The organism is Terribacillus saccharophilus, assembly GCF_046592895.1.
GTDB lineage: Bacteria > Bacillota > Bacilli > Bacillales > Amphibacillaceae > Terribacillus > Terribacillus saccharophilus_D.
Window position 1 is genome coordinate 694,223 of record NZ_JAWVPU010000002.1, and the last position, 18,534, is coordinate 712,756.

At 47.0% G+C, this 18,534-nt stretch carries 18 protein-coding genes; 4 read left to right on the forward strand and 14 right to left on the reverse strand.

Features of this window, described 5'->3' with window-relative positions; translation table 11 throughout:
- Window positions 1-91: 91 nt before the first annotated feature.
- Window positions 92-256, reverse strand: coding sequence for a hypothetical protein (locus tag SFC66_RS09285; protein WP_411218406.1), 165 nt, complete (start codon window positions 254-256; stop codon window positions 92-94).
- A 134-nt stretch (window positions 257-390) separates the two neighbouring features.
- On the opposite strand from SFC66_RS09285, the gene SFC66_RS09290 reads away from it, so the two are divergent.
- Window positions 391-675, forward strand: a complete 285-nt coding sequence (locus SFC66_RS09290; RefSeq protein ID WP_411218407.1) for a hypothetical protein — start codon at window positions 391-393, stop codon at window positions 673-675.
- A gap of 34 nt (window positions 676-709) precedes the next feature.
- On the opposite strand, the gene SFC66_RS09295 is transcribed toward SFC66_RS09290, so the two are convergent.
- From SFC66_RS09295 to SFC66_RS09340, 10 genes are all read right to left on the reverse strand, one after another.
- Complete coding sequence (locus tag SFC66_RS09295; RefSeq protein ID WP_411218408.1) at window positions 710-1,339, reverse strand: PepSY domain-containing protein; 630 nt, start codon at window positions 1,337-1,339, stop codon at window positions 710-712.
- Window positions 1,340-1,427: 88 nt separating this feature from the next.
- Window positions 1,428-2,765, reverse strand: coding sequence for a sensor histidine kinase (locus SFC66_RS09300; RefSeq protein WP_411218409.1), 1,338 nt, complete (start codon window positions 2,763-2,765; stop codon window positions 1,428-1,430).
- Complete coding sequence (locus SFC66_RS09305) at window positions 2,762-3,454, reverse strand: response regulator transcription factor (RefSeq protein WP_411218410.1); 693 nt, start codon at window positions 3,452-3,454, stop codon at window positions 2,762-2,764. The genes SFC66_RS09300 and SFC66_RS09305 overlap by 4 nt, the downstream gene beginning before the upstream one ends.
- 23 nt (window positions 3,455-3,477) lie before the next feature.
- Window positions 3,478-3,936 carry a flavin reductase family protein gene (locus SFC66_RS09310; RefSeq protein WP_411218411.1) on the reverse strand — a complete coding sequence of 153 codons (459 nt, stop codon included), beginning with the start codon at window positions 3,934-3,936 and terminating at the stop codon, window positions 3,478-3,480.
- Between the two features lie 159 nt (window positions 3,937-4,095).
- Window positions 4,096-6,528: a DNA topoisomerase IV subunit A gene (gene parC / locus SFC66_RS09315; RefSeq protein WP_411218412.1), complete on the reverse strand. Its 2,433-nt coding sequence runs from the start codon at window positions 6,526-6,528 to the stop codon at window positions 4,096-4,098.
- 12 nt (window positions 6,529-6,540) lie between these two features.
- Window positions 6,541-8,493 (reverse strand): DNA topoisomerase IV subunit B, encoded by a 1,953-nt coding sequence (gene parE, locus SFC66_RS09320; protein WP_411218731.1) that lies wholly within the window; start codon window positions 8,491-8,493, stop codon window positions 6,541-6,543.
- Between the two features lie 395 nt (window positions 8,494-8,888).
- Window positions 8,889-10,316, reverse strand: a complete 1,428-nt coding sequence (locus SFC66_RS09325; protein WP_411218413.1) for a protein adenylyltransferase SelO — start codon at window positions 10,314-10,316, stop codon at window positions 8,889-8,891.
- A gap of 78 nt (window positions 10,317-10,394) precedes the next feature.
- Window positions 10,395-10,823, reverse strand: coding sequence for a CoA-binding protein (locus SFC66_RS09330; RefSeq protein WP_411218414.1), 429 nt, complete (start codon window positions 10,821-10,823; stop codon window positions 10,395-10,397).
- 17 nt (window positions 10,824-10,840) lie between these two features.
- The gene (locus SFC66_RS09335) at window positions 10,841-12,361 is read right to left on the reverse strand and encodes an ABC transporter permease/substrate-binding protein (RefSeq protein ID WP_411218415.1); all 1,521 of its coding nucleotides are present in this window, start codon (window positions 12,359-12,361) and stop codon (window positions 10,841-10,843) included.
- The gene (locus tag SFC66_RS09340) at window positions 12,358-13,425 is read right to left on the reverse strand and encodes an ABC transporter ATP-binding protein (protein ID WP_411218416.1); all 1,068 of its coding nucleotides are present in this window, start codon (window positions 13,423-13,425) and stop codon (window positions 12,358-12,360) included. The genes SFC66_RS09335 and SFC66_RS09340 overlap by 4 nt, the downstream gene beginning before the upstream one ends.
- 155 nt (window positions 13,426-13,580) lie before the next feature.
- Between SFC66_RS09340 and plsY the strand changes: the two genes are divergently transcribed.
- The 3 genes from plsY (at window position 13,581) to yidD (ending at window position 15,501) form a co-directional block, all read left to right on the forward strand.
- Window positions 13,581-14,186, forward strand: coding sequence for a glycerol-3-phosphate 1-O-acyltransferase PlsY (gene plsY / locus SFC66_RS09345; RefSeq protein ID WP_411218417.1), 606 nt, complete (start codon window positions 13,581-13,583; stop codon window positions 14,184-14,186).
- A gap of 114 nt (window positions 14,187-14,300) precedes the next feature.
- Window positions 14,301-15,239 (forward strand): GTP cyclohydrolase FolE2, encoded by a 939-nt coding sequence (folE2, locus tag SFC66_RS09350; protein ID WP_411218418.1) that lies wholly within the window; start codon window positions 14,301-14,303, stop codon window positions 15,237-15,239.
- Window positions 15,240-15,243: 4 nt separating this feature from the next.
- Window positions 15,244-15,501, forward strand: coding sequence for a membrane protein insertion efficiency factor YidD (gene yidD, locus SFC66_RS09355; protein ID WP_411218419.1), 258 nt, complete (start codon window positions 15,244-15,246; stop codon window positions 15,499-15,501).
- A gap of 2 nt (window positions 15,502-15,503) precedes the next feature.
- Here the strand turns inward: yidD and SFC66_RS09360 are convergent, their stop codons facing one another.
- Genes SFC66_RS09360 through SFC66_RS09370 form a run of 3 tightly spaced genes read right to left on the reverse strand, consistent with a single transcriptional unit; the run spans window position 15,504 to window position 18,442 of the window.
- On the reverse strand, window positions 15,504-15,821 hold the full coding sequence (locus tag SFC66_RS09360; protein ID WP_411218420.1) for a hypothetical protein: 318 nt from the start codon (window positions 15,819-15,821) through the stop codon (window positions 15,504-15,506).
- Window positions 15,822-15,824: 3 nt separating this feature from the next.
- Window positions 15,825-16,244 carry an acyl-CoA thioesterase gene (locus tag SFC66_RS09365; RefSeq protein ID WP_411218421.1) on the reverse strand — a complete coding sequence of 140 codons (420 nt, stop codon included), beginning with the start codon at window positions 16,242-16,244 and terminating at the stop codon, window positions 15,825-15,827.
- Window positions 16,241-18,442: an AAA family ATPase gene (locus SFC66_RS09370; protein WP_486388642.1), complete on the reverse strand. Its 2,202-nt coding sequence runs from the start codon at window positions 18,440-18,442 to the stop codon at window positions 16,241-16,243. Before SFC66_RS09370 ends, SFC66_RS09365 begins: the two co-directional genes overlap by 4 nt.
- Between the last annotated feature and the right edge of the window lie 92 nt (window positions 18,443-18,534).

Genomic DNA, 18,534 nt, shown 5'->3' on the forward strand with positions numbered 1-18,534 from the left:
CCTATTATCCGATACGATACGGGGATGAAGGAAATGATATGCTTGTTCCAGTAGAAATCATCATGAATTTGGCTAAAAGATGTTGAGTATATCATTCTTCCCTCTTATGAAGGTAATCCTTAAGCGGACGACCCCAGCTCCATACGCCTGCCAATCCTGCCAATCCGATAATTACCGATTTTATGAAGCTGTCTTCATAAAATAGCATGCCAGAAATCATACCGAGAAGAACAACATATGTCCAGAATATCCGCATTCTTACACTCTCCTCACTTAGAAATTAATTGCTTCATTTATATTTGATTTTACCCATATTATGTAAAATAATAAACTGTGGATAGTAACTTCATATTAAAAATAAATCAATCTTAAGAAGAGGGAGTGATATCTATGGGCAAAATTTCTTTCCATATCTATAACGTCATTATTTTAGTCTTGTTATCGGCATTCAATTGCCTGGTTTTATTTGCATTCGGCATCGGGGAAGGCGGAATGACTCTTTCTGACTGGTTCCCAATCGTTTTTTCCTTTATCATTTGGGGTATTTTTTATGCTGTACAATTCATGAAAAGCTCAAAAAGATGGAGGGTCCTTTGGTTTATTGCAATGGTGGTTCTTCTGTATTTTTGGCTGACAGGGCTCGGCAGCTTGATTGGCTACAAATTGTTTCGTTGATATTTTTGAAAAAAAGAAGCAGCTCTCCGCTGCTTCAGTCATCTTCACTATCATAGGTGATGGTCACGATTTCGCCAGATTGTGCATTGATGACAACTTCTGCTTCATCGTTTGCTGTTTCTAGTTCTAGCTCATATACAGGCAGACCATCTTCTTCCTCGAATTCTGCGTTCGTTACGGTACCGTCCACTTCATTTGAGGCAATTTTCACTGCTTCTTCCATAGTGATTTTCACTTCGGCCTGGGAAGCACTCTTTTTTGGAGGTTCAGTCTGTTGTTTTTCATCTTGCTGTTTGTCAGCTGCAGTTTGGTCATTTTGCTGCGGCTGTTCTTCTTCGGCTGGCTCCTGGTCTTTGTTTTTAGTGCCTGGCATCGTTGGCTGCACGGCACTTTCTTTCAAACTGATCACTTCCCCGGTGTTTCCGTTCAGCGTCAAATCAAAATACTTTTCACCGTTTTCCAAATCAATATCATATCTCGGCTCGCTGCCGCTGCGATCCAGCTCTATTTCAGTTACAGTTGCATTATATTGTTTTTCCGCTTGCTGGCGTGCTTGATCGATCGTCATTTCCGGTTCCCCAGCAGAAGCCTGCATCTGGTAAATACCGAAAACAGCAGCCAAAAGCACGATAGCAGCAATTGGAATGATCCACTTTTTGTTCATTATGTTCGCCTCCAGCTATGGTTCTATAGCCAGTATATCTTCTGTGCATGAAAGAAAGACTATCTGCAGGATTAGAATTTCATGAGAATCAATACGGCAGGCTAATCGTGAATGTCGATCCTTCCCCGATTGTGCTTTCCACTTCGATTTTGCCTTCATGCAGCTCCACCAGCTGTTTGGCAATTGCCAGCCCGAGCCCGCTGCCGCCGCTTTCCCGTGTCCTGGCTTTATCGACACGGTAAAAACGATCAAAGATTCGGCTCTGGTCTTCTTTATCGAGTCCTTCTCCGTAATCAGTGACAGATAATATTGCTTGATCCTGAGCAGCCTGCACGCTGATTCCAATCACATCGTCACTATACTTGATACTATTGCTGAGCAATATATACACAACCTGCTTCAGCATATTGCTATCAGCCTTGACCATAATATCACCAGTAACATGCACAGAGATTTCCCTTTGATGCGCTGTTTCCATTTTCGCTGCACAGCTTTTGGCTATCTGGCCAAGATCGACTGTTTCTTTTCGCAGCAATGACGGATCATCTTTGGCCAAAATCAATAACTGGCCGACCAATGCCTGCATCCGTTCTGTCTCGCTATGGATCGCTTGTACAGCTTCCTGCTGCACAGCAGGATCATCGGCTCCCCAGCGATCGAGCAGCTTGCTGTAGCTTTTGATGATGCTGATCGGCGTTTTCAATTCATGTGATGCATCGGATACGAACTGCTGCTGTTTGGTAAAGTTCTCCTCCAGCTGATCGACCATTTCATTGAATGTATCACTCAGTGTCTGCAGCTCATCATTGCTCCGGCTGTCTGTGTTCATCCGCTTCCATTTCCCGCTGCTTCGGATTGCCTGCATCGTCGACGTCAAAGCCAAAATCGGCCGGAGCAAAAAGTTTCCAAGCAGTCTTCCGCCAAGTATGGAAGGAATCAAAATGATCAGTCCAGCTATAGTCAGACTGTACTTGAGTACTTGAAATGACTGCTGCAGACTGACCAGCTCTTCGACGACTTGCATCGAATGAATACCACTGTCACGGATCACTGGAACCGAAACCTCTGCATACCAGCTGCCATCGTAATAAAAAGTCCGATCTTCTTCTTGGGAAGTGAATGAAAAAGGAAGTTCGCGATACTTTTCCGCCCTTGTGATCACACCTTGGCTTTGTCCATCGCTGCCGATGAAGCGCACCATGCCTTCTGTCGGCAAATCCGCTTGAAACAAGCTCGTACGCGATGTGTCCTTCCAATCGACAGACGCCGCAGTCTCTGCTAAAGCACGGCTCTGTTCGTGCAGCCGGTCCACACTATTATGCAGACTCACTTGACGGAACAAGAAGTAGATGGACATGTTCGCGACAATCAATAAGATGACTAGTGAAACAATTATGTATAGCTGGATCCTGGTCCGAAGCTTCACTTTTCTTCATCCTTGATAGTGTAGCCGACCCCTCGGACCGTTTTTATCAGCTTCTGTTTTTCATCTGCATCGATCTTTTTCCGCAAGTAGCGGATATACACATCGACTACATTCGTATCTCCTGCATATTGAAAGCCCCAGACATGCTCCAGCAGCTGATCGCGCGATAAAACTTGCTTTTCATGTCTCATGAGGAACAACAGCAGATCATATTCGCGTGGCGTCAATTCAATTTCCTTCTTGCCGCGCTTGACGGTTCTTGTCTTTTCATCAAGCGTCAAGTCACCGACCCGAAGCACAGGCTCCTGTTCGGGAACTGTAACGTTATGACGAAGATGGGCACGGATGCGGGCCAATAATTCTTCGATTTCAAATGGCTTCGTCATATAATCCGTCGCCCCAAGGTCAAACCCGCTCACTTTATCCGGTACTGCATCACGTGCTGTCAACAGCATGACCGGCACATGGGCATCCTGCTTGCGGATGCGCCGCAGCAGTTCCATCCCGCTCAATGACGGCAGCATCACATCCAGCAAAATAAATTGATACGTCTTCATATAAAACGCTTCCAGCGCATCCAAACCATCATATGTCACATCGACTTGGAAACCTTCATGTTCCAGTTCCAGCTGAAGCAGCCTAGCCATTTTCTTTTCATCTTCCACCACCAAGATTGTCGTTTCGTCCATAGGCTGCGCTCCTTTCTTTGTATCTATTTGATTTCTCGATAACTGCCTCCAAAATACAATACAGGATTATCATCTCGCAATATCAGATCTTCGACTTCCCCTATGATGATCACATGATCGCCAGCTATCACTTTATCGACTACTCTACATGCTAAATTGACAAGCGCCCCTTCCACGACCGGGACTTCCTGCAGTGTGGTGATTGCTACAGGCTCTTCTTGTGTTTTTTGCTTTGCGAATACCATGCTGATTTCTTTTTGTGCTTCCGTTAAAACACTGACTCCGAAAGTGGGGTTTTTTTGTAAGATATCGTAGAGTGACGCTTTTTTGTCGATGGAAACGGCAATCAGCTTCGGCTCCAATGATACAGACATGAATGCATTCACCGTCATACCTTTTGTGTCCCCGTCCACCTTGGTTGTCACAATTGTGATTCCTGTCGCAAATTTCCCCATTGCATCTCTAAACGTTCGATTATCCATTCTGCTCCCCCGTTCATTAAGCTATACGTAAAACTATACCATGTGAATTGCGTTGTCTGTCAATTATTCTATTTGCTCGGAAGTGTGTTTGTGCAGAAAAAAAGAGAGGCATATCGCCTCTCTAGTTTACATAATAAAATTATTGTTTACCTGATGCTTTTATTCAGGAAATGCTGTTACATAAATGGCTTCTGGATACGTAGCGATTACCTCGCCATGTTTGTCGGTATCCAGTACATACGAACCGTTGCTATAACGGTCGTTTGCATTCAGTTTCAATGGCTCCAAAATATGGTCCGTCTTATCTTTTGTCTCCAGATGGATGGTCATCTCTTGTTCCACTACATAGAACCCTACAATCCGATGCGGATTCTTCTTCAATTCACGGAGCATCACCACGCCGCGTTTCGCCCGGCCTGTTGGCTCGAATTCTTTTAATTTCATCCGTTTTGCCGATCCTCTGTGCGTGATGACGACAACACTTGGCGAATGCTGCAGTTCGAAAGTCTGAGCACCGACGATATATTCGCCTTCTTTCAGCTGCATCCCTTTCACACCCGCTGCCCGTATACCGATAGGACTGACTTCCTCTTCCGTGAACCACAAACCATATCCTGTGTTTGTAGCCATGAATAGTTGTTTGTTACCGTCAGTCAAAGCTACATGACACACTTCATCGTCTGCTTTTAAATTTATCGCCGTGAGCGATTTGTTAGCCCGGCTCGCTTCATAAAGCTGCAGTTCGCTTCGTTTCACCATCCCGTTTTTCGTGAAGAAGACAAGATATCTATCTTGTTTGAAATCCCGCACCGGAATGCTGGCAATCACTTTCTCGTCTTTATCCATGCTGACGATATTGGCCAGATGCTGACCTTGATCTTTCCAGCGGATATCCGGCAGTTCATGCACCGGCATGAAACTGAACTTCCCTTTGTTCGTGAAGACAAGCAATTTATCCGTCGTATTTATCTCTTGCATGCCAATCAGATGGTCTTCATCCTTGATTGCCAAATCCTCACCATTGGAGGCTTGATACGAACGAAGGCTTGTCCGTTTGATATAACCATCATGCGTAACGGTGACCAGTACATCCTCTGATGCTACCATTACTTCCAGATTGATCTTCAGTTCTTCGATCTCATCTTCTATCTGGGAACGGCGATCGGTATGATATGTTTTCTTGATCGTCCGAAGATCCTGCTTGATTACTTTCAGCAACGTCTTCTCGTTTTTCAGGATGTCTTCAAGCTTCTGGATCTGCTCATCCAGCTCTTGCGCTTCACGCTGCAAAGCAGTTATATCCGTATTCGTCAGACGGTATAGCTGCAAATTCACGATTGCTTCCGCTTGTGCTTCCGTGAAGCCATATGCTGCCTCGATGCGCTGCTTTGCATCCGCTTTGTCCTTGGATGCACGGATGGTTGCAATCAATTCGTCCAGGATGGAAATAGCTTTGATCAGACCCTCAACGATATGCTTGCGGTCCTTGGCCTTTTGTAAAGCATATGCAGATTGTCTTGTGACGACTTCTTTTTGGTGTCCGATATACGCATCAAGTAAACTCGCCAAACCCAACAGCTGTGGCGTCCTATCCTTGATTGCCACCATGTTGAAGTTATAAGAAATCTGCAAATCGGTATTTTTATATAGATAATGCAGGATACCTTGGGCATCTGCCTCTTTTTTGAGTTCAACGACGATTCGCATACCAGTACGATCCGTTTCATCACGCACTTCCGCGATACCCTCGACTTTTCGGTCCAAACGCAATTCGTCCATCCGCTTGACGAGATTCGCTTTATTCACTTCATAAGGAATTTCATCGATGACAATTTGCTGTTTTCCGCCTTTGAGGTCTTCGATATTTGTTTTTCCGCGAACGATGATCTTGCCTTTACCCGTTTCATATGCCTTCTTGATGCCATCTACGCCCTGGATGATTCCGCCTGTCGGAAAATCAGGACCTTTCATGACGGTCATCAACTCTTCAACCGTAGCGCTCGGCTTGTCCATGCGCATGATGACAGCATCGATCACCTCGCCAAGATGATGCGGAGGTATTTCGGTTGCATAACCAGCAGAAATACCGGTTGATCCATTGACAAGCAAGTTAGGGAACTTGGCTGGCAGAACAGTCGGTTCCGCATTTGTATCATCAAAATTCGGCACAAATTCGACTGTATTTTTATCGATATCCCGCAGCAATTCAGAGGCAATGTGGGATAGCCTTGTTTCTGTATAACGCATCGCTGCCGGTGGGTCACCATCCACGCTGCCGTTATTACCATGCATCTCAATGAGCACATTACGTACTTTCCATGTCTGGCTGAGTCGGACCATTGCTTCATAAACCGAGCTGTCTCCGTGCGGGTGGAAGTTACCGATTACCGCACCGACGGTCTTGGCAGCCTTCCGGAATGGTTTGTCATGTGTGTTCCGCTCATCGAACATGGCGTATAAAATCCGGCGCTGTACCGGTTTCAAGCCATCTCTGGCATCCGGCAGCGCACGGTCTTGAATGATATATTTACTGTATCTGCCGAATCGGTCTCCGATGACTTCCTCCAATGGCAGATCCAAATAGTTTTCCAAACGAAATCCCCCTTAGTTGTGCAGCTTGTCGTTTTCGAGGATATTCCCGTCTTCTTCCATACCGAAAGCGACATTACTCTCGATCCATTTACGTCGCGGCTCCACTTTGTCGCCCATCAGCGTCGTGATACGGCGCTCTGCTCGGGCAAAGTCCTCGATCGTTACTCGGATGAGTGTACGGGTAGCTGGATCCATCGTCGTTTCCCAAAGCTGGTCGGCGTTCATTTCACCAAGTCCTTTGTAACGCTGGATCGTATAACCGTTTTTCATTTCCTGGACGATCTCACGCATTTCCTCATCGCTCCAGGCATAGCGAAGTACTTCTTTTTTGCCTTTTCCTTTTGAAATCTTGTACAACGGCGGCAAGGCAATGAACACCTTTCCTGCTTCGATCAATTCCTTCATGTAGCGATAGAAGAAAGTGAGCAGCAGGATCTGGATATGTGCACCATCCGTATCGGCATCCGTCATGATGACGACTTTGTCATATTGAACATCTTCCAAGTCGAATTCCGCTCCGACGCCAGCACCGATAGTATGGATGATCGTGGAGATCTCCTCATTTTTCATGACATCCTGAAGCTTCGCTTTTTCCGTATTGATTACTTTACCGCGAAGCGGCAGGACAGCCTGGAATTTACGGTCGCGGCCTTGCTTGGCAGAACCGCCGGCAGAGTCTCCCTCTACCAGGTACAATTCATTTTTCTGCGGATTGCGGGACTGCGCTGGTGTCAGCTTTCCGCTCAACAGCGTATCCTTGCGTTTTTTCTTCTTGCCGCTGCGGGCATCTTCGCGAGCCTTGCGGGCAGCTTCACGCGCTTCTTTCGCACGAATGGCCTTTTTCACGAGCATACCGGCAATGTCGGGATTTTCGGAAAGGAAATAAGAAAGCTTCTCCGATACAAGAGCATCGACTGCAGAGCGCGCTTCGGATGTCCCGAGCTTGCTCTTGGTCTGTCCCTCGAATTGAAGCAGTGCTTCTGGTATCCGGACACTGACAATCGCTGTCAGACCTTCGCGGATATCGGTTCCTTCCAAGTTCTTATCTTTTTCTTTCAGAAGATTATTACGGCGAGCATATTCATTGAATACACGTGTCATACCCGATTTAGCTCCAGCTTCGTGGGTACCACCGTCCTTTGTCCGGACGTTATTGACGAAGCTGAGCATCGTTTCGGTGTAGCCGTCATTGAATTGGAAAGCGAAGAAAATCTCAATATCCTGCTGTTCGCCTTCAAAAGCAAGTACAGGATGAAGTGTGTCTTTCTCCTCATTCAAATAATCGACGAAGGATTGCAGTCCATCTGGATAAAGATACGTTTCTTCCTTGCCACTGCGTTTATCCGCTATATGGAAAGCTACGCCTTTAAGCAGGAAAGCTGCTTCGCGCAGACGTTCAGCGAGCGTGTCGAAATTATAATTAGTCACTGAGAACATGGACGGATCCGGTTTGAAATGGATGCTGGTCCCTGTCTTCTTCGTTTTGCCTTGTTTCACAAGCGATGTGACAGGTTTCCCGCCATGTTCAAATCGTTGTGTGTAAATATTGCCGTCGCGGTGGATCGTCACTTCGAGCCACTCGGAAAGCGCGTTTACGACGGATGCACCAACACCGTGAAGCCCGCCGCTCGTAGAGTAGCCGCCCTGGCCGAATTTACCGCCGGCGTGCAGGACAGTGAAGATGACCTCAGGAGTAGGTCTTCCGGTAGCATGCATGCCCGTCGGCATCCCGCGGCCGAAGTCTTCCACAGAAATACTGTTGTCATCATGAATGGTAACATTGATTTTATCACCATGGCCCGCCAGTGCTTCATCCACGCTATTATCGACGATTTCATAAACTAAATGATGCAGTCCCCGGCTGTCCGTACTACCGATATACATGCCGGGACGTTTTCTGACCGCTTCAAGTCCCTCGAGCACTTGAATGGAGTCATCTGAGTAATGCGATGCTTGTTTTGCCAATGTGACATCGGCTCCCTTCTTCGAACAAAAAACTGTATCCAAATCATCCCCCATCCTTATCGATGGTGAAATGACCTTGCGCTATAATTAATATAACGCAAACATATGTTTGTGTAAACTAGCTCCCATGACTAGCAGAGTCCAGTGTATGCCTAATTAAAAGTAGCAGAATAATGCCGGTCAATCAATCCACTTTTTGGGATTTCACATATTTCCTCGTCTGCTAGAGGCGATTTTGGCTTCATTTTCGCTTGTTTTACCTTTGTATACTGTTTATTGACAGCTCAGACACAAATGTAACAAATAAGTGGAGTTTATGTGAATGATACACTTTATAACCGTTATGACGGTACTTATGTCTATCTATGTATACCTGCCAAAAGGCAGGTGGTATGTCATGTACCGCAAAATGTTTGGAATGGTTCTTCCGACTCCGGCGGATCTTCCGTATATTTCGGGTCAATCGGCTCGTAACTGTAAGGATTGGCGACAACTTCACACAGAAGGTTGTAAAGCGTGTAATCCCCATTTCCTGCTGCATCCAACGCTTCCTCGACCAAATGATTGCGAGGAATTACATTGGGGTTTGCTTGTTGCATGATTTGGCGGGCTTCTTCCACTCCTGTCGAACCCATTCGATTTTCCCAGCGTTCTTTCCATGTGGAGAAGCCTTCCTTTTGTTCCAAACTGGCTGTCTCTCCTATAGTCAGTGCTCGGAATGTGTTGGTGTAATCCACTTGAGCTTTCTCCATCCAGCCGAGCAGATCCTCTACCAGCGCTTCATCGCCTTCTTCCACTTCGGCTATGCCGATCTTACGGAACATGATGTGAAGCCATGACTTTCTGTATATACGCGGAAATTCGCGTAATATATCTTCGGCTTTTTTCACTGCTTTGTCTGGGGCTTCATTGAAAAGCGGCAATATCGCTTCTGCAAAACGAGCCAAGTTCCAGGCAGCAATCGGCGGCTGATTGGCATATGCATAACGTCCTTGCACATCAATCGAGCTATAGACGGTCATCGGTATATACTCGTCCAAAAAGGCGCAGGGGCCATAGTCGATCGTTTCCCCGCTGATCGTCATATTATCGGTATTCATCACGCCATGGATGAACCCTACACTGACCCATTTTGCGAGCAGCTCGGCTTGACGCTCGACCACGCTTTGGAAAAATTGCACATATTTATCTTTTTGATCATTCAGCTCCGGATAATGGCGCTGAATGCTGTAATCTGCCAATGCAATCAAATCCGATTCCGTGCCAAATCTTCTCGCATATTCGAACGTACCCACCCGAATATGACTTGCTGCTATCCGCGTCAGTACAGCACCAGGCAGTGCAGTCTCGCGATAAACAGGTTCCCCTGTCGCAACGACAGCCAAGCTTCGTGTTGTCGGGATATCAAGACCGTGCATCGCTTCACTGATCAGATACTCCCTTAACATCGGCCCGAGTGCAGCCCTGCCGTCACCGCCCCTGGAGTACGGCGTCCTCCCAGCACCCTTCAACTGGATATCCAGCTTTTCTCCAGCATGGTTCCATTCCCCGAGCAGGATGGCTCGTCCATCACCAAGCATTGTAAAATTGCCGAATTGATGACCGGCATAAGCTTGCGCAATCGGGGTTGCACCATCGGGAAAAGTGCTGCCGGCCAAATTTTTGAGAATACCTTCTTGCTCGATCCCAAGCTGTGATGCGAGTCTCTTGTTAAACTTCACCATTTGCGGTTCCCTGACCGGATTCGGTTCCATCTCTGTGTAAAAAAACGCAGGCAATGCTGTATAGGAGCTGCCCAGTTTACCATCTAAACCCACTGTCATTCCTCCTTGGTTGATTTATTTCTAGTATACGCCATTGATACAGAAACCCCACCTGCTTATATGCAGATGGGGTTAAATTCACTTGTTGGAAGAACCGACAAGTACACTATGTGCAACTTTGATGCATAAGTCCATCAAGACTGTGAAACCTTCTTGTTCTAAATAAGCCGCTGCACCTACGTCATAGACACCTTGCTGGGTCCAGAAAATACGGGCATTCGTCTTGCTTGCTTCCCTGGCCAAGTCAGGCAGGAATTCCGAGCGGCGGAAAATGTTGATGATATCGATCTCATCAGGCACGTCAGTCAAGCTAGGATAAGCTTTCTCGCCGAGTACTTCCGTTACGTTCGGGTTGACCGGTATGATTCTGTAACCTGCCTGCTGCATCGCCTTGGAAACCCCATAAGATGTCCTGGCAGGCGAGTCGGACAGTCCTACGACCGCAATCGTCTTTGCTTTTACCAGTATATCACGAATTTCTTCATTTTCAGGATTTTGAAATACCATGAATCATGCTCCTTTCTTTAAAGCAGACCTTCCTGTTCCAAGAATTCCCTCGCTACATCCTCTGGCTGTTTGTCTTCGAAATCGACTTGATAATTCATCTCTGTCATTTGTTCGTCTGTTATCTTACCTGCAAGCTGATTCAAGATGTCGGCAAGCTCGGGGTATTCGTCCAGTGTTTCCTGGCGCATGAGCGGAGCACCCTGATATGGCGGGAATACGTTTTCCGGATCATCCAACGTGATCAGATCCAAGTCCTTGATATAACTATCCGTCGAATAAGCATCGATCACATCAACATCTCCTGCATCAATTGCCTGTTGACGGATACCTGGGTCCAATGTACTCAATTCACCAAATTCGACATCATATAATTCCTGGATGCCCAGATAACCATCCTGCCTGTCACTGAATTCCAATGTGAAGCCTGCAGTCATCTGATCGTCGACTTTGCGAAGATCGGCAATCGATTGCAAATCGTTTTCTTCTGCAAATGATCGTTTCACCGCCAATGTATACGTATTATTGTACGCCATCGGCTCCAGATATGCCATGTCGTTGGTTTCCTTTATCACTTCTTTTGCCTGCTCGTACACTTCTTGACCATCATTGCTTTGAGCTTGTTCACCAGCAAGCGTTACCAGTACGGTTCCGCTGAATTCCGGATAGATATCGATACTGCCGCTTTTCAAAGCCTCGAATAAAAAGTCTGTTTTCCCAAGATTCGGTTCGAGTTCCACCGTCAAATCAGACTGATCTTCGATTAACAGCTTGTACATATTGATCAATATAGTAGGCTCAGCATTCAGTTTTCCGGCAATGACTAAGTCCGCTTGGTTATCTTTGGCTGCCAGGAACGGTCCAGCCACACCGATCACGGCAACCACAAGCAAGACAGCAAGTGATCTGAAACCGAACTTGCGGCTTGTACGCTCGAAAATACGGATGATCAAATCAAGTAAAATGGCAAGCAGTGCTGCTGGGATGGCTCCAAGCAATATAAGATTCACATCCCCGCCGCGGTCTATACCGAGCAGAATCAGTTCTCCGAGCCCGCCAGCTCCGATCAAGGCGGCAATTGTCGTTGTGCCGACGATCATCACCATCGCTGTCCGGATACCGGCCATGATGATCGGCATGGCCAGCGGCAGTTCCACTTTGCGCAGACGGCGAAAACTGTTCATACCCATGCCTGTCGCAGCTTCTTTCAAAGCCGGATCAACTTCTGCGATACCGGTATATGTATTCCGGAGTATCGGCAGCAATGCATAAGCAATCAGCGCCATGACTGCCGGTTTTGTCCCGATGCCAATCAGCGGAATCAAAAACGCGAGGATGGCAAGACTCGGAATGGTTTGTAACACAGCTGCTACGGCAATGATCGGTTCGGCAATTTTTCTGGAACGGCTGAGCAGCAGTCCCAGCGGAACCGCAATCGCAATACTGATCAGCAAGGCAATGATCGATATTTGCAGATGCTCGCCCAATGCCGTCCAGAAGGAGTCGCTTCGCTGCTGAAATACATCTAGGAATTCGTTCATTGCGTGACCACCCCATTCTTGACTTCCATCTTGCTAGCCAGATATGTGAGCAGCTCCTGCTGGGTGATCGTACCGATCAATTCTTCCCCTTTTGTGACAGGCAGGATGCTTGCGGTCAATTCCTCAAATACACCAACCGCTTCCAAAATGCTCATATCATTCGGGATAGCCGTGACATGCTGCTGTTTTCCGTGTTCCACTGCACAAAGCACTTGCCCATCGTCACTTGACAGAATATACGATTGTTCCGAGTCGAACTCGCCCTCTTCATATGCTGTTTGTGTCAGTATCCGCGATACAGATTGAGCAGCCACGATATCAACCGCTGTCTGCCAAGGAGACTGTTTGTCCCCGATAAAGCTGCGAACGAAGGAATCACGCGGTTCCAGTATCAGTTTCTGGGGTGTATCCACCTGCACAATCTCACCGGCATTCATAAGACAGACGCGATCGCCAAGTGCCGTCGCTTCGTCGATGTCATGCGTCACAAAAACGATTGTCTTCTTGATTTGCTGCTGCAGTTTCCGGATATCCTTTTGCAATCCTTCCCTGCTGATCGGATCCAGTGCACTGAAGGGCTCATCCATCAGCAGGATTTGCGGATCCGCCGCAAGCGCCCGGATGACGCCGATGCGCTGCGCTTGGCCGCCGGATAGTTCGGAAGGTTTCTTCTTTAAATAGATGGATGGCTCCATCCCGACCATCTGCATCAATTCCTTGGCTCGCTCATGCGTTTGCTTCTTTTTCCACTTTTTCATCTCCGGCACAACCGCTATGTTCTCTTCGATGGTCATATGCGGAAACAAGGCGATTTGCTGCAGCACGTAACCGATATTCCAGCGCAGCTCATGTATGTTGTAGTCTTTCAATTTCTTTCCGTCTATGTATATATCCCCTGCTGTCGGTTCGACAAGCCGGTTGATCATTTTCATCGTTGTCGTCTTGCCACAGCCGCTCGGTCCGATTAGTGCAAGCAGTTCGCCCTCCATTACTGTCAAATTGAAATCTTTTATCGCTTCCGTCCCGTCAGGGTATGTCTTATGTACATTCCTGAATTCAATCATACCTTCACCTCGTATTATGTGCTAAAAGTTCCAATACCCTTGCTGCTGGGCATTTAATCCTATACTATGTAAAAAGTTATGCTCTTCCATGATACTTCGTGCTAAAATGGATAAGCAAGTAACAGGAACGCCTCAGCAGTCAAAGGAGAATGTAAATGGAGTACGTGTTATTCATCCTGCTCGCCTACATCATCGGTTCGATTCCATCCGCCCTGATAGTCGGCAAGGTAGGCTACAATATAGATGTGAGGGAGCATGGCAGCGGAAACCTTGGTGCGACGAACACGTTCCGGACGCTCGGTAAGAAAGCCGGGACGATCGTTTTGATCGCTGACATACTCAAAGGGACGATTGCGACCATCCTGCCTGTTCTGTTCGGTTTCGATTTATACTTGCTTGTAATCGGACTTGGGGCAGTCATCGGACATGTATATCCGATCTTTGCCCGCTTTAAAGGAGGAAAAGCAGTTGCCACTTCCGCCGGCATCATACTCGGTGTGAATCCACTTCTGTTTTTGATCGTTTTGGCAAGTTTCGTCATCGTCTTGCTTCTCAGCAAGTATGTCTCACTTGCTTCCATGATAGCAGGAGTGGTCAGTGTGATCGTTTCGATTTTCTTGGCACAGGATATCGTCTTGTCCATCGTGCTCGGATTATTGGCCATTTTCATCCTTTATAAGCACCGTCAGAATATCGGCCGAATCATAAGACGGGAAGAGCCGAAAGCTTCCTTCCTCGTAAAGAAAAACAATTCCAAGTAATAAGGGATTGTTTTTCTTCATTTTCCTGACTTACTCGGTTCAGACAATTGAAATGCCAGCTTAGCATCGGGTATACTTTAAGCTAGTCCATGCGACTTTGAAAGGAGTACAATTATGCAACACCTACACACGACAACAAGAAAACAGCTGCCTTCCAAAGCAGAACGCCATAAATTATTTGGTTCTGTAGCGCCAGGCAAGAAAACGAAACCTGAAAACAAAGCCGATATGGCTGACTTACAAAATACGAAAAAGAACTTTCTTTTCCATATAGATGCAGTCGGTATCGCCAAAGTGAAACACCCGATCCAAGTGATCAGCACGACTCGTCCTGCCATGCAGACAACGATCGGTACCTTCGAATTCACATCCAGCATCAAGCAGGATAGCAAAGGCACGAACATGAGCCGCTTCACGGAACAGCTGGATATGTATCACAAAAATGGTTTTACTGTTTCTGTGAAAAGCTTGCAGACTTTCGTGGCAGAGCTTGCTGATCGTTTGAAGCAAGATGATGCACGCGTGAAAGTGACATTCCCATGGTTCTTCGAGCGCAGCGGACCTGCTTCCGGTATGACTGGCCTGAATCACGCCGATGCCACCTTGGAAGTTGCGTATGATAAAATTACCGGTTTCCGCACAACCGCTAAACTTTCCGGAACCGTGACGACGCTTTGTCCGTGCTCCAAGGAAATAAGTGAATACAGTGCCCATAACCAGCGTGGTATCGTCAGCATGGAAGTACAATTGACAGATGCATTCGATGAGGATGTTCGCGATTGGAAAGAAGACTTGCTGGAAGCTGCCGAAAGCAACGCAAGCGCCCGCATCCACCCCGTGCTGAAGCGTCCGGATGAAAAGATGGTAACAGAGACTGCTTATGAGAACCCTCGCTTCGTCGAAGACATGGTTCGTCTCGTAGCAGCAGATTTGTATGAACTTGATTATGTGCAGAAATTCACCGTTTCTTGCAGCAACGAAGAATCCATCCATTTGCATGATGCGGTAGCGACATTGAGCTACGACAAACGCGACGAAGACGAAGAGGTATAAATCGATGGACAAGGTATTCTTGGCCTTGATCCGTTTTTACCGCCGATTCATCAGCCCGGTGACTCCGCCTTCCTGCCGCTTTTATCCGACTTGTTCCCAATACGGATTGGAAGCAATCAAGCGCTATGGTGCTTGGAAAGGCGGCTGGCTCACCATCAAGCGCATCTCGAAATGCCACCCCTTCCATCGGGGCGGCTTCGATCCTGTGCCTGGTGCGACTTGTGAGCATCAACACGACGAAAAAAGCAGTAATCCAAAATAGGATTACTGCTTTTTATTTGGCAATAAATCAAATCTTTCCAGCTGTTCCCATTGCTGTTCTGCTTGAAGTATGCGCAGCTGATAGTCTCCGATCAGATCGAAATGCAATAATTCTTCGTGTTCATCAATCCATGCTGCTTGCAAGCCGTACTGCTGCCCCCATTCGATCAGCTTTTCACGGTCGGCACAGCCAGCTTTTGTCACTGTCTTTGCATCAGGGAAGCGTGCATCCAGCCAATAATGAGTCAAAAATGCGATTTCTCCCCGGCGAACCTGCTCCTTCCATTGGAGCAGCTCGCCTCGTTTCACACCGAAAGCCATCTATTATGCTTCCAGCGCTTTCGTATAAGCCGCATGCCATTCAGGCAAAGAACGACGGATGGAAACTGGCCGGAAGTTTTCCTTTTTCACAACTGTATGGGTCGATGTCCCGGATACGCATAATTTGCCATCCCCATTTTTGATTTCATAGCCATACTGTGTACGGATGCCATCATAGGAATGAAGCCATGTTTCCACTACCGGTTTTTCACCGTAACGCACCGGATAATGGAAGTTCAGCTTCGCATCCACTACCGGTGATAGGAAGCCATCTTCTTCCATTCCGGCGTAGTGCAGTCCCAAAGTCTCGATGAAATCGGTGCGGCCGATTTCGAACCAAACGAGATAATTGACGTGGTATACGACACCCATTTGGTCTGTTTCACCATATCTTACGTTTATTTCTGATGTTGTTTTCTTCATAAAGCACTTCTCCTTACCATTTCCCAAGCATTCTCTATATCTTTTTTAACCAATGAATCCATCTCTGTCTGCTCATCCTCATCCACCAGACGAAGTGATTGAAATTGTATTGCCTCATCAAGCAAATTCGTCACGAATCTGGCATTGCCGGAAACAGTTTCTGTGTCCAGTTTTCCCTTAAGGAATTTTTCTGCCTCTTCCGAAAGTGTGTACGCATATTTCTCCATCGCATGCTTGAAGATTGCGACAAGCTCTTCCCTGCTGTAATCAGGGAAGATGAAATATTTCTTGAAGCGGGATGCAAGTCCAGGGTTGCTGTCGATGAACTGTTTCATTTCCTGCTGATACCCTGCCAGCACTACAACGAGATTTTCATTATGCTTTGTCATCTCATCCACAAGCGTATCAATCGCTTCTTTCCCGAAATCCTGGGCACCGCGGAACAAACTGTACGCTTCATCGATGAACAAGACGCCGCCCAACGCATCACGGATGACCGCCTTTGTCTTGGCAGCCGTTTGGCCCACATACCCTGCGACCAAATCACTTCGTGAAGCAACTACCAAATGGCCCCTTTTCAGCAAACCACGCTCTTTCAATATATCTGCATAAATTTTCGCTATCGTTGTCTTTCCTGTTCCAGGATTTCCGGTGAAGACCGCATGTAGCTGAATCGGTACTGCCGGGGCACCTTTTTGCTTCCGCGCCTGCTGGATTTGGACGAATGATGACAGCTTTTTGACTTCATCCTTGATCGATGCAAGACCGATCAGCTGCTGTAGTTGCTGCAAAGGAGCAGATCCATTGTCATCCTGACCTTGCTCTTTGACATCCTTGGCCGATAAGGTCATATGATCAATCCATGAATCTTGCGTCAGTTCCCGATCAGCACCTTTTTGGAAGATGATGCGCAGGACGATATCGCGTACCGTGCGGGCATTTCCGAAAGTATCATCCACCTGGGCTTGTTCGATCTTATCCGCAACTAGTCGAAGTGCTTCTTCCGTAAAGAAGAAATCATTTGCCAAAGCAGTGTTCTCCGCAATCTGCAACAGTTCATCCGTCCCGAAGTCCGGCAGTTCCATATGATTCTGTTCGGGAATCCTGCTCCGCAGCCCTGGATTGGCAAACAGGAATTGACGCGTTTCCTCTGGATAGCCTGCCAGAATGACAGCGAATTTACCGCCATATTCACTGCTCGTCATACTGGAAACCAATGTATCGATGACAGCCTGTCCATAATCATTCCCGCTTTGGCCTTCCCGTTTCAGGCTGTATGCCTCATCGATGAATAATACGCCGCCGATTGCCTGCTGTACATAGTTGGTCGTGTTTTCTTCACTTTGACCAAGATAGGAACCAACAAGATGCGAGCGATTCACTTCGACAACGTGATCGGATTCCAGTAATCCTAACTGATGATACAGTTTCGCCAGCAGACGGGCAATCGTCGTTTTCCCGGTGCCCGGATTACCTGTAATGACCATATGCAAACCTGGTTCATCGACCATTTGGAAGCCGAACTGCTTCCGTTCCTGCTGATAACGCAAATAATGATAATAATCGTGAATATATGCTTTTACATCATGCAAGCCGATCAATTGGTCAAGCACTTCAAGCGGCCTGCTTTCACTTGCCTGGCTCAAGACATCTGGCAGTGCCTCTTGCACCATAGCCAATGATTTCATGATTTGCAGGATGGTAACGTTCATGGCTGTCACAGGAGATCCGGTTTTCCGGTTTTCAATCGTTTCGATCGTCTGTTCCAGAAGAACGATCAAATCCTCCAATTCCTCATAAGAGCGATTATATGCCGATGCCAGTTTGCTAGCACCTGAAAGACGCCGAGGATACGCCTTCATTACATCTGTCAGCTGACTGTACAATGATTGGGATTTCTTTAATTTCGCAGGATCAAAATCCGTTTCCCGCACCGACCATACCGGTAGCTCAGTGTTCATCAATGCTTGATAATATTGATTCACCTGGGCGAATTGATCGATTTCCTGCACAATTGGATGTGTCCGTTCCGATGCTGCGAGCAGTTGTTTGCTGATTGGATCCTGTTTATGCACACGCATGATCCGGTAAAAAGCAATGATTCGATATAAGCCCTGTTTTAAAGCTTCTTCCCCTGAATCAAGCTCGGATGCCATACGTAACGCCTCTATCTCCGATAGAGGCGGTGAGATGTCCATTGAACTCCATGCAATGACTTGTTCGGTCAGGGTTTTCTCTGTCTGTTCCACAAGTATGCCCCCTTTTCTACCATTATTTTAGCATATTAATG

Coding starts and splice junctions, on each gene's coding strand:
- plsY (WP_411218417.1), top strand. CDS start 13,581: ATGGAGTACGTGTTATTCATCCTGCTCGCCTACATCATCGGTTCGATT.
- SFC66_RS09285 (WP_411218406.1), bottom strand. CDS start 256: ATGCGGATATTCTGGACATATGTTGTTCTTCTCGGTATGATTTCTGGC.
- SFC66_RS09305 (WP_411218410.1), bottom strand. CDS start 3,454: ATGGACGAAACGACAATCTTGGTGGTGGAAGATGAAAAGAAAATGGCT.
- SFC66_RS09310 (WP_411218411.1), bottom strand. CDS start 3,936: ATGGATAATCGAACGTTTAGAGATGCAATGGGGAAATTTGCGACAGGA.
- SFC66_RS09330 (WP_411218414.1), bottom strand. CDS start 10,823: ATGGTATTTCAAAATCCTGAAAATGAAGAAATTCGTGATATACTGGTA.
- SFC66_RS09360 (WP_411218420.1), bottom strand. CDS start 15,821: ATGGCTTTCGGTGTGAAACGAGGCGAGCTGCTCCAATGGAAGGAGCAG.
- SFC66_RS09340 (WP_411218416.1), bottom strand. CDS start 13,425: ATGATTGAATTCAGGAATGTACATAAGACATACCCTGACGGGACGGAA.
- SFC66_RS09290 (WP_411218407.1), top strand. CDS start 391: ATGGGCAAAATTTCTTTCCATATCTATAACGTCATTATTTTAGTCTTG.
- SFC66_RS09365 (WP_411218421.1), bottom strand. CDS start 16,244: ATGAAGAAAACAACATCAGAAATAAACGTAAGATATGGTGAAACAGAC.
- SFC66_RS09335 (WP_411218415.1), bottom strand. CDS start 12,361: ATGAACGAATTCCTAGATGTATTTCAGCAGCGAAGCGACTCCTTCTGG.
- folE2 (WP_411218418.1), top strand. CDS start 14,301: ATGCAACACCTACACACGACAACAAGAAAACAGCTGCCTTCCAAAGCA.
- yidD (WP_411218419.1), top strand. CDS start 15,244: ATGGACAAGGTATTCTTGGCCTTGATCCGTTTTTACCGCCGATTCATC.
- SFC66_RS09325 (WP_411218413.1), bottom strand. CDS start 10,316: ATGACAGTGGGTTTAGATGGTAAACTGGGCAGCTCCTATACAGCATTG.
- SFC66_RS09295 (WP_411218408.1), bottom strand. CDS start 1,339: ATGAACAAAAAGTGGATCATTCCAATTGCTGCTATCGTGCTTTTGGCT.
- SFC66_RS09370 (WP_486388642.1), bottom strand. CDS start 18,442: ATGGACATCTCACCGCCTCTATCGGAGATAGAGGCGTTACGTATGGCA.